Below are 13,957 nucleotides of genomic sequence, written 5' to 3' on the forward strand. Positions count from 1 at the left end.
GTCCGAATCCTCCGTTTGCAGGCAAATCCCGCTTTTTTGTCAGCTTCATTGTAGCACAAAGGCTTTCGCCCGGGCAGTATGCGAAGCTTGCCGAGAAAGGGAGGATCGCGCAGAGTGGCGCCGGAGAACCGGAGTTTGCTACAATAGAAGGGACCTGGCCGCCCTTTCGCTTGTTGAAAAAAGATGTCGAAACGGGTATCATTATGTAATCTCTGAATTGGAAGTGAGTTTCATGAGTAAAACGATAGAAATGATTACCGAGCAAAACCCCGCACGCTCCGCCAAAACGACCAAAGCTTCCCGCACGAAAGGCAAGCATACCTATAAGCTGCTGTTCGGCGTTTGGGTGCTCTTGATCGCCGGCGGCGTTTACGGCGCCTACCTGTATACCGACCAGCTCAAGCAAAATATGAGCGCGGATATCGCCAAGCAAACGCAAGATCAGCTTAGCGCCATTCAACTGGACTACCAGAAACAGATCGGCGATTTGCAAACCAAAATCACGGCCGACATGACCGACCTTCAGGGCAAGGTCGATTCCCTAAATCAGCTGCTCGCCTTTACGAAGGACAGCGCGAACGACAAGACCGACAACAGCAACCAGCTTTACACGCAATTGAACGATGTTAAGAAAAAGCTCGAGGAGCTTCAGAAAAATCTGGACGTGCTGAAATGAACCCGAAACAACAGGTCAACCGTTTTTTTCTGTTGATGACGGCCCCGTTCCTCGGCATGCTGATGTGGTTATTGTACGCCCAACTGTCCGTCGTCATTCCCAAGCTGGATTCGACGGCCGCTGCGGCTTCCGATTTTTCGATACATAACGAGGCCGTTTCCGTCGGCGACAAGCTTACGGTGGCGACAGCCGAAACGACGGCGCTCAAAAGCACAATCGAGCAATTTTACGAACTGTACGATAAAAGCAGCTCCGAAGCGAATGCCATGGTCAAAATTGCAACCAGCCAGGTCAGCCGCCCTACGCAAATTTTCGACAGCCGGCTCAGCGAGATTTTCGGCAAGCCGACCAAGCAGGTCAACACGGACAACATCGATCTGAAGCTGTATGCGTTCTCGGATCAAAATTACAAAGGTTACGCGCTGAAAGCCGATTTGAAATCGGATAAAGCGATGCAGATGATACTCGGCAAAGATAAAATCGGCGGCAGCGAAACGACCCAGTCTGCCGCAAACCGATACGGAGCTGTCGCCGGCGTTAATGCAGGCGGATTTGCGGATGACAAGTCCGGACGGTATCCGACCGGTACGACCGTTTACAATAGCAAATACGTATACGGCTTTTTCCCTTCCGAAGACAACTATTCGTTCGTCGGACTGAACGCGGATCGTAAATTAATCGGCGGCAAGTTTTATAGACAATCGGAATTGGATAAACTAAAGCCGACGTTCGGCGCGACGTTCGTGCCGCAGCTGCTCAAGGACGGAAGCAAGCTGGAGCTTCCCAGCCAGTGGGTATCGTCGCCGTTCCGCGCGCCGCGTACCGTAATCGGCAATTTCCGGAACGATCAGATTCTGATCATCGTAACCGACGGCTACGATGAACGGGGCGGCTCCGGGTCGACGCTTGCCGAGCTGCAGGACAAAATGCATCAGCTAGGCATTCAGGATGCTTATAACTTGGATGGAGGCGGCTCCTCGACGCTCGTATTCGACGGCAAAGTCGTCAACAGACCGTCCGACGGGGGCAGAATGCGGCCGCTGCCTACGCATTTCTTGTTCTTTAAATAAAGGCTGTTTGCGAAATGTTCACATTTTCGCATTTTCTTTTGACACACGCTTGGTTATAGTATACATAAGGGGAGGTGCGCTCATGTCTATGACATTTTGGATTATGATTACGGTGTTTGCGCTTTTCATTGGTGCGATCTTGACAGCATCTTATAATGACGATAAAACAAAAGGCCTGTAACACCTGAACGCTCTTTGCGTAAGACGAGCTCGTAAACAAACGACGGAGATCGCAAACGCTCTGAGGGCTCACAGCTTTACGGCCTGTCCGGGACCGTCCGTTCCAGCAGCTTCGGCAGCGGGAATGGGCGGTCTTTTGCTGTTTCGTTACTTGGACGACGTCCGCCGCAGCCGCAAATCCTCGGTAAACCATAGTCTATAGCTCATTACGCTAAGGAGTATGCCAGATATAGCGGCGGATGAAGTAAGGGAAAATACGATTAGAATTTGATAGCGCACAGCCTCTATCGGGCTTGCGCCCGCCACGATCATCCCCGTCATCATGCCCGGAAGCTGAACGAGACCGATCGTCTTCATACCGTCGATCGTTGGAATCATGCTCGATTTTAATGCCCGCTTTACAGAAGCCTGAATCGCTTGCTTTGCATTTGCTCCAAGCGCCAGCAGCGTCTCAATCTCTCCGCTTGCGGTTTGCACTTCCCTCTGCATCTGGTTCAAAAACAGCCCGGATACGAGCATGCCATTGCCGATAATGATGCCGCTGATCGGAATGATGTATTGGGCTTTCGCTTCAATAATGCTAAGGCCGACCAGCAGCCCCATCGTAAGCAGTTCCGTCACGGCGACGGCCATAAAGATTCTCCGCCGAATGCCGTTCAAGCCCGCAGCGCGTTTACCTGCATTCCAGGCAGCTACCGTAATCATTGCCGTCAATATCAAGGCAATCAATGCGATCTTTTCCGTATCGAATACATATTGAAGAATGTAGCCTACCAACAGCAATTGTACGGCTGAGCGCACCGACCCGATCAAAATATCCTTCTCGAGGCCAAGCTTTTGCCGAATGGAAACAAGTATGGTAATGAGGACGAAAAGCAGCGTGAACCCTAGCGCTACAGTTGACATGGCTGCTCTCCAGTTGCAGGCAATTGAATAAAACGGCGGCCCGCATCCGTTTTGGGCTGACGGAAGAAGGAATCCGTTTTGTCGTCCTCAAGCAGTGTTCCTTCGCTCATGAACCAGATCCGATCGCTCATTTGCGCGGCTTGCGCGAGATCGTGGGTAATCATTATTGCCGTCGCCCCCTCTTGGCGGCGCCATTCCGCGAGAAGGCTCTCTACCGCATGCTTGCTGTGCGCATCTAGGGAAGCCGTCACTTCGTCCAGCAGCAAAACATCAGGCCGCATAAGAAGGGAACGGACAAGCGAAACCCTCTGCTTCTCGCCGCCGGACATTTCCCCGGCTCGTTTGCCCCAGGCGCCTTCAAGTCCGAGGCTCGACATCAAACGCTCCGCCAGCGGACGGTCAAATGCCGTACGATGCAGCATGCTGACCGTACGTAAATTATCTTCTACGGAGCCGGAAAGCATGACGGCATGCTGAGCAACGTAACCGACCTTTTGTCTCCAGTCCGTCGGCTTCCATTCGCTCAGCGGAATGCCGTGCAAGCGGATATCCCCCTTGTCTGCGATATCCAATGCGGCCAAAATGCGCAGAAGCGTGCTTTTTCCTTGCCCCGATGCGCCAAGCAAAGCAATGATCTCCGGAGCATCGATTTGTGCTGTAATGCCCGAAAATAAACGAGAATTCCCTTCGTCCGGAAGCGTCTTATGCAAGTTTTCGATACTCAAAATCGGTTTCATTTCATTCATATCCTTGCCTCTTGATCGTTTAGTTTTGACATTCGGCCAAATGGACAAAAAATAAACAGGGGCGCTATCCCCTGTTTATCGTTACATATTGTCTTGGCTTGTTTGCGGCTTAAGCTCTGTCAAACACGCAGCGCACACATGTTTCTCTCGGAAATCGGATACTTGCTCCATCGAGCCGCAAAACACGCATCTCGGCCGATATCTTTCCAGAATAATGTGATCGCCTTGCACCAATATTTCGACAGGATCGCCTTCGTTCATTTGATATCTTTTACGAAGGGATTTGGGCAGTACGATACGACCCAATTGATCCACTTTGCGAACAACCCCCGCCGGTTTCATTATATCTCACCCTCTCGCCATTAGAAATCTCCCATGCAGCAACGGTCTATGTTTAGTTCCTCTTTATTATTCGATATTTCGGCTTATTTTCCTGCTTTTCTTGTCGAAATATCCTTAATCTGCTTTTAATAAGTCGAAATGGCAGCCCGCGAATCAGCTCAGGCCGGAAAAACCGTTCTGCCTCAGCGCCTCATAAAGTACGACAGCCGCCGAGTTGGATAAATTGAGCGAGCGGACGTCGCCTGTCATCGGCATGCGCATGAGCGAATCCGGATTCGCTTCGAGAATCGACTCCGGCAACCCCTTCGTTTCTTTACCGAATACGAGAAAATCGCCGTCTTGAAAGCGGTAATCCGTATAAAGCTTCGTCGCTTTCGTCGTCGCAAAGAAAAACCGGCCGTCCGGATAGCGGTCCCTTACTTCCTGGAAAGAGTCGTGATACTCCAGCTTGACCGCATGCCAGTAATCCAGTCCTGCGCGCTTCAGCGTTTTGTCGTCCGTCAAAAATCCGAGCGGCCGCACCAAATGCAGATGAGTCCCGGTTGCCGCGCATGTTCGCGAAATGTTGCCTGTATTCGCCGGAATTTCCGGCTCGACAAGCACGATGTGAAAGGCCATGTTGTTTATGATCTCCTTATTTCTTTTTCGATTATTATACAACATGCGGCGAAGAGATGAAATTTAACACTCGCTTTACCTTTCTTTAATATTCGGTTGATAGACATTTGCGACAATGGGTGTATGGAATTCCGATAAATCCGCACTGTCGCCGAGTCTGAGGACGTACACGATGATTTCATAAAGGAGAGGACAAATCCGTGAGAAAAAAAATTTTGGTCGTTGATGACGAACCTTCCATCTCCATGCTGCTAGAGTTCAACCTGAAGCTGGTCGGCTTCGACGTCCATTGCGTATATGACGGGGAAGCCGTCTTCGAAACCTTGTCCGCGTTTCGCCCCGACCTGATCGTGCTTGATTTGATGCTTCCCAAAATGGACGGCATCCAAGTGACGCGCAAACTCCGCAGTCAAGGCAATATGGTCCCGATCGTCATGCTGACTGCGATGCAGGATTTGACGGATAAAATCGCCGGCCTCGACAACGGCGCCGACGATTATATGACGAAGCCGTTCAGTCCGCAGGAGCTTGTCTCTCGCATCCAAGCGATATTGCGCCGTGCGCAAATTATGCCCGGAGAAGCCGAAGCCGCCGAGATCGAGATCGGTCATATGCATATCCTGCCTGCGCAGCGGGAGGTACGCGTCCAAGGCAGGCCGGTCGAGCTGACGCCCAAGGAATTCGAGCTGCTTCTTTTCCTGTGCCGCCACCGCGGCAAGGTGCTCAGCCGCCAGCAGCTGCTTCATGGCGTATGGGATTACCATTTCCTTGGCGATACGCGTATCGTCGACGTCCACATTAGCCATCTCCGGGATAAGATCGAGAATAATGCCCGCAGTCCGGAATATATTATGACAATCCGCAACGTAGGCTACAAGCTTGCCGAGCCCGTGATGAAAGAATCGTTCGCTTAAGCGGCAGATTCAAAATGAACCACCTCCGCCCTGCATGGGCTGGAGGTTTTCATTGTTGCTTCACAGCATTTTTCATTTCCGGATGTCATATGGTTAATAAAAAGTGCAAAAGGAGAGATTCCCATGCCTTCCATCGTTTTGGCCCCGATCAAAATCAGCAGCGTGTCCGGTCAGGTCAATTTTGGCGACGTCTTTCAAATCGCTCCGAAAAGCGCATCCAAATCGTATTCGGGCTCCGGAGGAGGGAATACGGGAGACTTCTCGCAAACCTTCTCGCTGATCAGTCTGACCAACACGATCGACCCCGATCTCGTGGATTCGACTACGGCTTTAAACAACTAATCGCATCCTCTATCCTACATCGCATGAACTCGCGTTACGCGGCGGATATCCCCTTTAGTCCTTAGTCGAAAAAGCGGATATCCGCTTCATGCTGCCGCCCGTCGCCGGATAGTTTCCTAAGATGCAATTGAAGAATGCCGTTCCGGTAAACGGCTTTGCATTTGGAAGAATGAACGGCCGTACCCAGCTTGATCGATTGGGTTTTGTTATCCGGCAGCCCTTCCAACTTAACTTGACCGGTTCCAACCAGCACGCGTATATTTTTGGCTTCCGCCTTATCCGGAATGAATACTTTGACGATAACGCCGTTATGCGTTTCGAACACTTCCGTCGCATATTTGCTGGACATAACGCCCCTGCCGCCGGATTGCGGGAAGGATTGCTTCATCACTTGCTGGACGTAATCCTCCACCCAATTCAAGTTATCCATCTCACCGGAAGGTAGCGGAGGCAATTTTCCGCCAAAAAATTGTTCAAAGCTTTTCCAGTCAAAATCTTTGAATATCTTTTTTTTGGGATCGTCCATAGCGCTACCCTCCCTTACCTAGAAGACATTATATGTGCGTCTGCCGTAATAAATGATTTGAAGCTCAGCTCATACAAGGAGATAAGCAAGCATAATATCAACTAATACGAGTCATAAGGGTGTTTGCGATGCCGGCCATAGTGGGAGCCATCAAGGTTTTAAGCGTAGGACCGAGTTCGATCGTCCACATCGGGGATTCGATTCAGCTTGCGCCGCAAAGCGTATCCAAAACGTTCGCCGGCGCGGGCTCGTTCAATACTGGAAACGTAGTGAGAACGTACAACGGGATCAACAACACCAATACGTACGACGGCGATCTTGCCGATCAAAACATTTTTTCCATAGACGGGACAGGTGTTGTCTTATGAATCTGATCGTTCATCAGAGCATCGTCATCCATCAATTAAAGGTAGACGCGGTATCGAATTCATCCGTCTTGCAGATCGGCAGCGCGGGCGTCATTAAAGGGCTGTCCAATTTGTACAATACCGGCGCCTTTACCGGACCGGCTCCCGAAATCGGCAAGGCGGAGGTCGCCCTTAACGCTCCGCTGGTGCCGCTGCCTTCTCCGACTCCGAGATCATAGCCGAAAAAGACGTTCCAGGGGGTTCGAGCATGAACGGATATTTTCAAAACCCTTACATCCAGCACCTCAACGCTTGTTTGCATTGGCAATCCTGTAAAATGGCCGAGCTCGAGCAAAAGCTGAATAAGCTGCAGAACGACTTTGACCAATTGAGCAAGCAGCGTACGATGAACATCGATAAAATCGAGTATAAATTCGATCAGCTGAAAATAGAAAAATTGGAAGGCACGCTCCATATCGGGGTTTCTCCGAACGTAGAAAAATCGATAGAGGATTTCACCGTAAACGGCGAAGAAGTCGGGCCGACCTCCTACCGAACCGAGTCGTTCACCCGCATACATGACAAAGTAAGCGAATATTTAACCGCCGATTGCCCTTCCTATATACGCGGCGTGGAGGAAAAATACCGGATGATCCTCGGTCACGATTACCGTAATGTCATTATTCAAGACGTTCGGGGTCAGGTCGACAAGCGAATCGACAATTACCTGAAGTCGATGCCGAAGGATGGTACTAGCGAGCAGATCGGTCATTTTGAACAACAAGCGTTCGAGCAAATCAAAACCGACATCCAGACGGCGATCGAGCGGCACATCCAAAAACATAAGGAAAGCAGGGCTGATCAACCATGAACATGCAAGTCGAAAACAAAGAGTTGACCGTCGGCTCCGTGCAAATAGCGGGCGTTTCCAGCTCCTCCGTATTTTTGATCGGCGATACGCAATGCATCACCTTGTCCTCGATATTCGATACGCCGCCCGAATCGCTCATTATCGGTCCGCTCGTTCCGTTAGCCGCAGAGAAATAGAAGCGCCATGAGCAGAATTTCGGTTGTCAAACAAATTACCGTCAACGAAGTCGGTCTCGGCTCCACCCTCTTTGTCGGCGATCTCGTCGAAGTAAAGCCGCGAAGCAAAGCGTTGGCGATCCAGCGCGAGGTTGCCAATTTTTACGGCAATGAGGGGAATTTGGACAGCTACGCTATATTTTCCCGCCCGATTCCAATACCGAGTATCTATGAGGATGTCAAGATGGAGATATGCAGCTCGAATCCATTCATCAAAGTAGGAACCGTCGATATCCTGTCGATATCCTCCTCCTCGCTCCTGCAGGTCGGGTCGAACCGAACGATCGATGCGGAGACGCGGACCAAGCACATTCGCCAGCTTCTTCCTAAGGATAAGAAGGGAAAATGATTAAGGACAACAAAAGCATCCCGGCCAGTTATAATGGCATGCGGATGCTTTTTGCTTTCCTTTCAGACCTCCCTCCGTCCTTTTTCGTTTCATACTTATTTTACATAGTGTATATAACTTCACATTATATGCAAAGTTGTAGTATACTAAAAGCAAGGTACCTTATTAAAGGATTTGCAATGGCCGGCAAATGCATGCATATGGCATAACACACGATATATTTTTCAACATAACGGTTCGAAAGGTGGTTCCAACATGGGACGTCTAAGCGGAAAAGTAGCGATTATTACAGGTGCGGCACTCGGAATGGGGGCGGCTGAAGCGAAGCTGTTCGCCGGCGAGGGCGCCAAAGTCATCGCAACGGACATTCAGGAAGGTCCGCTGCGGCAGGTTATCGAAGAGATCAATGCGGCAGGCGGCGAAGCCGTCGGCTTGAAGCATAACGTAGCGTCGGAGGAAGAATGGAAACATGTCGTGCAGGAAGCGGTCGACCGCTTCGGCAAGGTGGACATTCTTGTGAACAACGCAGGGATTTCCTCGACCAAAACGATTGCGGATATCGAGATCGCCGAATGGAATCGGGTCATGGACATTAACTTGACAGGCTGCGTGCTGGGGATGAAATACTGCATTCCCGAAATGCAAAAAGCCGGCGCAGGCTCGGTCATCAACATTTCCTCGATCGGCGGCATCGTCGGCATGGCCGGATCGAGCCCGTATACGGCTGCCAAAGGCGCCCTCCGCGCGCTCTCGAAATCCGCGGCCGTGGAGTACGCCAAACAGCAAATACGCGTCAACTCCGTTCATCCCGGCATCATTGTCACGCCGATGACGGAGCCGTCGATGAAGGATGCAATGCCGTATTACCAAACGTTTACGCAATTGCCTTACTTCGGCCAGCCGGAGGACGTCGCATATGGCGTCTTGTTCCTCGCTTCCGACGAGTCCCGCTTCATGACAGGAGCCGAGCTCGTCATCGACGGAGGCTGGACCGCGCTGTAACCGGCATGCAAAAGGGACTATTCCATAAGGGGCATTTTTCTCGAAAGAGTTCGTTCCGTTCCTTCGAGCGAATTTAGATGGTTTAGCAAAAAAAGGCTAAGCAGTGTGTTATACCTGCTCAGCCTTTTCTCTTTTTAGGTCAATGGCGCTCTTCTTCTCCGATCTGCAATTTAACGATTTAAATAAGCATGCTCCTTCCAAAGTACCAAATAATCCGTGAAAGCTTGCAGCTCATTGTCCGAAAACGCGCCTTTGAAACCGATGCCTACTACAGTGTGGGGAAAATGCGGGTCGCCCGCAATATCGACAATCACCCGATCGAACGGAGCGAGAAGCAATTCCAGCGCTTCCGGCGTGAATCTCCAATAATCGGCCGGGCACGGGAAGATTGGGCTGATCAGAACCGTGCTGATTATGAGGATGCCTTTTGGTTTAAGGACGCGATGCATCTCGATTACGGCTGTAGACGGCTCTTCGACATGTTGAAGCGTATCCATGCATAAAACAAGCCCGGCTGTATTTTCGGGGAGATCGATGCGATGCAGATTCATAAGCTCATCTACGCCCGGTCCCGGGCGCATATCGCAGCCGACATACTTTATACCTTGAAAATATGGCCGCAAATCCGCCTCCCCCAATTGTCCCGGCAACTGTAAGGAACCGAACTCATACACCGGGCCGTCATAGGGCAGAAAAGCCGCACAAACGGTAACGAAATCACTAATTATTTTCCTCATGGATGCTCCTACTCCCCATTTCCATGCTCCAGTATAGTTGCCATTCATTGTCCATGCCGGAGGTCATTCCGCATTTGATGCGGCGGGATAACGTTATCAAGCGTTTTGCCGGCTCGTTTCCTTTCCCGAGAGCAGTCGTATAGCTTATTCTATGTAAGGCGTCGATGCCGGGACATAAACAATAATTATTAAAATCGAGGGCGCATGCATCAAGTCCTCTATCGAAACCCTTCATATAGTAATACTAGAATGGAGGAATCGCATATGGTGCCCGAGCTTCACCTCTTTATCGTTTGGGAGCATGCCCACTACGCTTTGCAGGATATTAAGTCGGACATTGAGCGTAAGTTCACCATTAAAAAGCAGGTTCGCATAACATGGGATCCGGCACGTTTTTCTCTCAATTTATCCCGTTTTTACAGCCAGCCGCTGCCGGACGGAAGCTATAAGCAGCATCACTGCGGGACCGGAGCCTTTACTTTGTTCGTCGTGCTCGATGAAAGTCCCCGCTATATGGAGAAATCCACCTCAAGGGGAGTAAGCCTTGTCAATGCCAATACGTTTGAAGCCAAAAGCCTATACCGGACCTGGACCGGCGGAGGGCACCGAGTTCACGCCACGAATACGCGTGCCGAATGCGAGCGGGACCTTTACCTTCTACTGGGAATGGATTGCGAAACGTTCGCCAAGCAATTCGATCAGCCTTGGGACGGCAATAATCAACACCTGTCCCGAGACTTGACGGGGACGAACGGCTGGGCGAGCCTTACGCAGTATTTCGAGGCTCTAAACTGCGGGACGGAGTACGTGGTTTTGCGCAATTTCGAAGCTCTGCCGGATTGCAGCTGTTCGGAAGAACATGGGGATATCGATCTGCTGGCAGGAGATCTTGCCGACATTTACTACCTGTCGAACGCCGCAGCGGTCTTTGCCGAGCCGTATCGCGTCCATTATACGGTTATGATCGGAGGAGTACCGGTTGCCTTTGATTTTCGTCATATCGGAGACGATTATTATAACAGCAGCTGGCAGAAATCGATACTTGCAAGCCGAATCCTATCGGATAAAGGGTTTTACAGGCCGTCAGAGGAACATTACTTCTACAGCTTGCTTTATCACGCTATCGTGCATAAGGCATCAATCGGCGCGGACTATGAGAAAAGACTTATCGGTATGGCAGAACGTCTGACCATTCCCGGCTTTGGCATCCGAACCATGAAAGACGTGAATACCCTCAGGTTTTTTATGGATATGTATTTGCATACGAACGGATACCAATACACAGTTCCTCATGATCGATCCGTTTATTTTAACGCTTCTTATTTTGGGGGAGCTTGATATGACCAGCAAGCGGTTCGGACCGTTCTTCGCTTACTTGAACGGCAAATATGGATTAGACAAGCTTGCCCATTATTTACCGGACAATCGCTATTTGAATGTCCGATACTTTACGGGACTGCATCCGGAGAGCGGAAAAATCGTGTTCATCAAAACCGACGGCGCCTCCGGCGAAACCTCCGAACGTGAAGCGTGCGCGATTGAACTGCTCAAACTATCTTCTTCCCGATATTTTCCCAGATTGTTCGCCCATGAAACGGCAGGAAAATATCCTTTTGTCGCAATAGAATTTTTGAATGGCGTTACCCTCGAGCATCTGCTTCTCTATGAAAGCGCAGTTATCGATCGGCACAAGGAAAATCTGCTGGAACAAATGGCCGACATTCTAGCCATCCTGCACGAACGGGGCATCATTCATCGGGATATTCGCCCGTCCAATCTGATGGTCCTGCCGGATGTGAACGGACAGTTAAGCAGTCTCGTCTTGGTCGACTTCGCGTTTGCCATTATTGCGGGACCGGATGGTGGTGCCGAGGAGCTTCGCTATCTTCAAGAGAGAGAGTATTTGAGGATAGATTTGGGAGGCAGCAGCTTTAAACCCGCCCCGCTTATTTGGGACGATGCCTTTGCATTCTGCAAGATCGCCCAATTGATCGACCCCTGCTGCGCTCTGCATTTTCCTGAAGCATGGGCGAAGCTATACGGTTCAGTGAATCGTGTTACGTATTCATCTCCATTTGCTTGATGGCGAAAGGCAATCGGAACAAATTCGTTTTGGCCGTTGCTGCAAAACTCGCTTATACGCAGGGGCTATACTTCAGCAAATTTACATTAAAGACGCGGCGTTATTCGATATCACCGTGGGCGGGGATCAAACTATGCCCGGCTATTTTCTTCAACAAAAGCCATGTTCAAGATGTGGTCGGCGGGCCGCTTCGCCTGCGGGCCGGTATTTCCTGGTAAGGTCCTCTGATCGAAAGACGCATCAGTTGGCCCGCGATTTCTTCTTCCGAGTACGGCATCAGGTTTCGAATCCACCAAACGATAACCTCCAGGAACGCGGATTCCACATATTTGACGGCGACCTCCCTCGCGGCGGATAAGTTGCGGTCGTCCGGCTCGGCGTAGTCGATGCCCCGCGCGACGAATTCATGAATAACATTCAGCAAGCCGTCGGCAAAATAAGGAATGCGGTTGCGGACGAGCAGCGCGCGATAGAGGTCGAACCGTTCCGAAATATGATGGAACAAGCGGACAAAGCTCGGATGAGGCTCTCCGCTCAAAAAATCGAACGTATCCCCTTCCTCGTTAAATGGGACGATGATTTCCGCGCTAAGCTCCTCCAGCAGCTCATCCGAGAGCTTTTGCACGAAAGCAGGCTTGTCCACAAAATGAAGGTAAAACGTCGCTCGTTTGACAGTGGCGCGATCGGCGATATCCTGAACGGAAATGCTGTCGTAGTCCCGTTCCTCCATCAGCTCAATCAACGCTTTGCGCAGCAGCTGCCGCGTCCTTACGACGCGCGGATCCGTTCGTTTGGTGTTCATCGTTGTTATAATCCTTCTTTCTTCGAATACATAGCGGAAACGGCACCCGCCGGTCCAGGAGAAATAGAGCCCGGGCAGCCGATCGATTTGTACAAGCTATCCTTCCATTATACGCTATCCGCCGACTGAAATGGAAAAACCGGGTGCATCCCCCGCTCACATGCCGATTCGTATTCTTCCATCCATGTCTCAGATGCCTCTTCGCTCAACGTTTACATTCTCCGGGTATTGTCGTACATTAGAAAAAACCTTCTAGAATACCCGGGGAGCGACAGATGAAGCGTTATTTAGGTGAAATCGGACTACTTCTGGTCGCCGTCATTTGGGGTACCGGGTTCGTTGCGGGAGCGGTCTCGCTGGAATCCTTGTCTCCGTATCAGGTGATGGCCATTCGTTTTATGATCGCTGCATTGCTGATGTCGATTATTTTTCGTAAAACATTTCGTACGTTGAATTTATCCGCAATACGTGCCGGCATCGTGCTGGGCGTCGTTTTGTATTTGGCTTTTACGCTCCAGACAATCGGGCTGCAATACACGACCCCTTCCAAAAATGCTTTCTTGACGGCCGTTAACGTCGTGATCGTTCCGTTCATCGGATATTTGCTGTATCGAAGAAAGCCCGATAAACATGGGGCGATAGGCGCCGCCTTGACGGTTGTGGGGATTGGCGTCTTATCCCTCGATGCAAATCTCATCCCGAATATCGGCGATGCAATGACGCTGCTTTGCGCCGTAGGTTTTGCTTTTCATATTTTCTTCACGTTCGAATTCGTCAAAAAGCATTCCCCGGTTGCGCTGACCTTAGTCCAAATGATTACGGCAGCTTTGCTGTCTCTGATCGCGGCTGCCCTACAGGGAGAAAAGCTGGAGCTCCATGGAGATGCCGGAGGGCTGATCGCCGCAGCGTACTTGGGTGTATTTAGTACGACGATAGCCTTTCTTTTGCAAACGATCGCTCAAAAATATACGACGGAAACGAAGGCAGCCATCATTTTATCGACCGAAGCGCTGTTCGGCACTTTGTTCTCCGTTATCTTCCTCCACGAAGCGTTCACCTTGCGCCTGGCGGCAGGCAGCTTTTTGATTATGGCGGGGATTCTAGCAGCGGAAACGAAATTTCTTAACAAAAGCGGATAGACTTCGTTTTTGGCCGTATATCGTTATGAAAAAAGCCTTGGCCGCCTAACGGCCAAGGCTTTTTTGAGTACCGGCGAATCGAAGCCGATTCG

The 13,957-nt window shown here is 50.6% G+C and carries 20 protein-coding genes; 13 read left to right on the forward strand and 7 right to left on the reverse strand.

Going from position 1 to position 13,957, the window contains the following annotated elements:
- Positions 1-232 precede the first annotated feature (232 nt).
- Together DQG23_RS06035 and DQG23_RS06040 are read left to right on the forward strand one after the other, a co-directional pair.
- Entirely contained in the window at positions 233-676 is a 444-nt protein-coding gene (locus DQG23_RS06035; protein ID WP_238177770.1) for a restriction endonuclease subunit S domain-containing protein, read from the forward strand.
- Entirely contained in the window at positions 673-1,746 is a 1,074-nt protein-coding gene (locus DQG23_RS06040; protein ID WP_113029902.1) for a phosphodiester glycosidase family protein, read from the forward strand. Before DQG23_RS06035 ends, DQG23_RS06040 begins: the two co-directional genes overlap by 4 nt.
- Before the next feature lie 327 nt (positions 1,747-2,073).
- Here DQG23_RS06040 and DQG23_RS06045 read toward each other — a convergent pair whose 3' ends face one another.
- The 4 genes from DQG23_RS06045 to trmL all read right to left on the reverse strand — a co-directional run bounded on the left by DQG23_RS06045 (position 2,074) and on the right by trmL (position 4,538).
- Positions 2,074-2,832, reverse strand: a complete 759-nt coding sequence (locus DQG23_RS06045; RefSeq protein WP_113029903.1) for an ABC transporter permease — start codon at positions 2,830-2,832, stop codon at positions 2,074-2,076.
- Positions 2,820-3,569, reverse strand: a complete 750-nt coding sequence (locus DQG23_RS06050) for an ABC transporter ATP-binding protein (protein WP_113030035.1) — start codon at positions 3,567-3,569, stop codon at positions 2,820-2,822. Before DQG23_RS06050 ends, DQG23_RS06045 begins: the two co-directional genes overlap by 13 nt.
- 90 nt (positions 3,570-3,659) lie before the next feature.
- Positions 3,660-3,920, reverse strand: coding sequence for an AbrB/MazE/SpoVT family DNA-binding domain-containing protein (locus DQG23_RS06055; protein ID WP_113029904.1), 261 nt, complete (start codon positions 3,918-3,920; stop codon positions 3,660-3,662).
- Between the two features lie 153 nt (positions 3,921-4,073).
- Positions 4,074-4,538: a tRNA (uridine(34)/cytosine(34)/5-carboxymethylaminomethyluridine(34)-2'-O)-methyltransferase TrmL gene (gene trmL, locus DQG23_RS06060; protein ID WP_113029905.1), complete on the reverse strand. Its 465-nt coding sequence runs from the start codon at positions 4,536-4,538 to the stop codon at positions 4,074-4,076.
- 200 nt (positions 4,539-4,738) lie between these two features.
- Here trmL and DQG23_RS06065 point away from each other — a divergent pair, with 200 nt between their 5' ends.
- On the forward strand, positions 4,739-5,452 hold the full coding sequence (locus DQG23_RS06065) for a response regulator transcription factor (protein WP_113029906.1): 714 nt from the start codon (positions 4,739-4,741) through the stop codon (positions 5,450-5,452).
- A 123-nt stretch (positions 5,453-5,575) separates the two neighbouring features.
- Positions 5,576-5,794, forward strand: a complete 219-nt coding sequence (locus tag DQG23_RS06070) for a spore germination protein (protein WP_113029907.1) — start codon at positions 5,576-5,578, stop codon at positions 5,792-5,794.
- Between the two features lie 61 nt (positions 5,795-5,855).
- On the opposite strand, the gene DQG23_RS06075 is transcribed toward DQG23_RS06070, so the two are convergent.
- A complete protein-coding gene (locus DQG23_RS06075) occupies positions 5,856-6,320 on the reverse strand; it encodes an Hsp20/alpha crystallin family protein (protein WP_113029908.1) in 465 nt (154 codons plus the stop codon).
- Between the two features lie 128 nt (positions 6,321-6,448).
- On the opposite strand from DQG23_RS06075, the gene DQG23_RS06080 reads away from it, so the two are divergent.
- From DQG23_RS06080 to DQG23_RS06110, 6 genes are all read left to right on the forward strand, one after another.
- Positions 6,449-6,688, forward strand: a complete 240-nt coding sequence (locus DQG23_RS06080; protein WP_113029909.1) for a spore germination protein — start codon at positions 6,449-6,451, stop codon at positions 6,686-6,688.
- Positions 6,685-6,906 (forward strand): spore germination protein GerPB, encoded by a 222-nt coding sequence (locus tag DQG23_RS06085; protein ID WP_113029910.1) that lies wholly within the window; start codon positions 6,685-6,687, stop codon positions 6,904-6,906. Before DQG23_RS06080 ends, DQG23_RS06085 begins: the two co-directional genes overlap by 4 nt.
- 29 nt (positions 6,907-6,935) lie before the next feature.
- Positions 6,936-7,538, forward strand: a complete 603-nt coding sequence (gene gerPC / locus DQG23_RS06090) for a spore germination protein GerPC (protein WP_113029911.1) — start codon at positions 6,936-6,938, stop codon at positions 7,536-7,538.
- Positions 7,535-7,714 (forward strand): spore gernimation protein GerPD, encoded by a 180-nt coding sequence (locus DQG23_RS06095; protein ID WP_113029912.1) that lies wholly within the window; start codon positions 7,535-7,537, stop codon positions 7,712-7,714. Before gerPC ends, DQG23_RS06095 begins: the two co-directional genes overlap by 4 nt.
- A gap of 7 nt (positions 7,715-7,721) precedes the next feature.
- On the forward strand, positions 7,722-8,102 hold the full coding sequence (locus DQG23_RS06100; protein WP_113029913.1) for a spore germination protein GerPE: 381 nt from the start codon (positions 7,722-7,724) through the stop codon (positions 8,100-8,102).
- A 255-nt stretch (positions 8,103-8,357) separates the two neighbouring features.
- Positions 8,358-9,104: an SDR family NAD(P)-dependent oxidoreductase gene (locus tag DQG23_RS06110; RefSeq protein ID WP_113029915.1), complete on the forward strand. Its 747-nt coding sequence runs from the start codon at positions 8,358-8,360 to the stop codon at positions 9,102-9,104.
- Positions 9,105-9,274: 170 nt separating this feature from the next.
- Here the strand turns inward: DQG23_RS06110 and DQG23_RS06115 are convergent, their stop codons facing one another.
- The gene (locus DQG23_RS06115) at positions 9,275-9,841 is read right to left on the reverse strand and encodes a class I SAM-dependent methyltransferase (RefSeq protein ID WP_113029916.1); all 567 of its coding nucleotides are present in this window, start codon (positions 9,839-9,841) and stop codon (positions 9,275-9,277) included.
- 264 nt (positions 9,842-10,105) lie between these two features.
- Here DQG23_RS06115 and DQG23_RS06120 point away from each other — a divergent pair, with 264 nt between their 5' ends.
- On the forward strand, positions 10,106-11,179 hold the full coding sequence (locus DQG23_RS06120) for a hypothetical protein (RefSeq protein ID WP_113029917.1): 1,074 nt from the start codon (positions 10,106-10,108) through the stop codon (positions 11,177-11,179).
- Between the two features lies 1 nt (position 11,180).
- A complete protein-coding gene (locus DQG23_RS06125; RefSeq protein ID WP_158560326.1) occupies positions 11,181-11,924 on the forward strand; it encodes a protein kinase domain-containing protein in 744 nt (247 codons plus the stop codon).
- 166 nt (positions 11,925-12,090) lie between these two features.
- Here the strand turns inward: DQG23_RS06125 and DQG23_RS06130 are convergent, their stop codons facing one another.
- Positions 12,091-12,726 carry a TetR/AcrR family transcriptional regulator gene (locus DQG23_RS06130; protein ID WP_113029919.1) on the reverse strand — a complete coding sequence of 212 codons (636 nt, stop codon included), beginning with the start codon at positions 12,724-12,726 and terminating at the stop codon, positions 12,091-12,093.
- Between the two features lie 275 nt (positions 12,727-13,001).
- Between DQG23_RS06130 and DQG23_RS06135 the strand changes: the two genes are divergently transcribed.
- Positions 13,002-13,865: a DMT family transporter gene (locus DQG23_RS06135; protein ID WP_113029920.1), complete on the forward strand. Its 864-nt coding sequence runs from the start codon at positions 13,002-13,004 to the stop codon at positions 13,863-13,865.
- Positions 13,866-13,957 lie beyond the last annotated feature (92 nt).

The sequence above is a fragment of the Paenibacillus contaminans genome (assembly GCF_003285015.1).
In the GTDB taxonomy this organism is placed as follows: Bacteria; Bacillota; Bacilli; order Paenibacillales; family NBRC-103111; genus Paenibacillus_V; species Paenibacillus_V contaminans.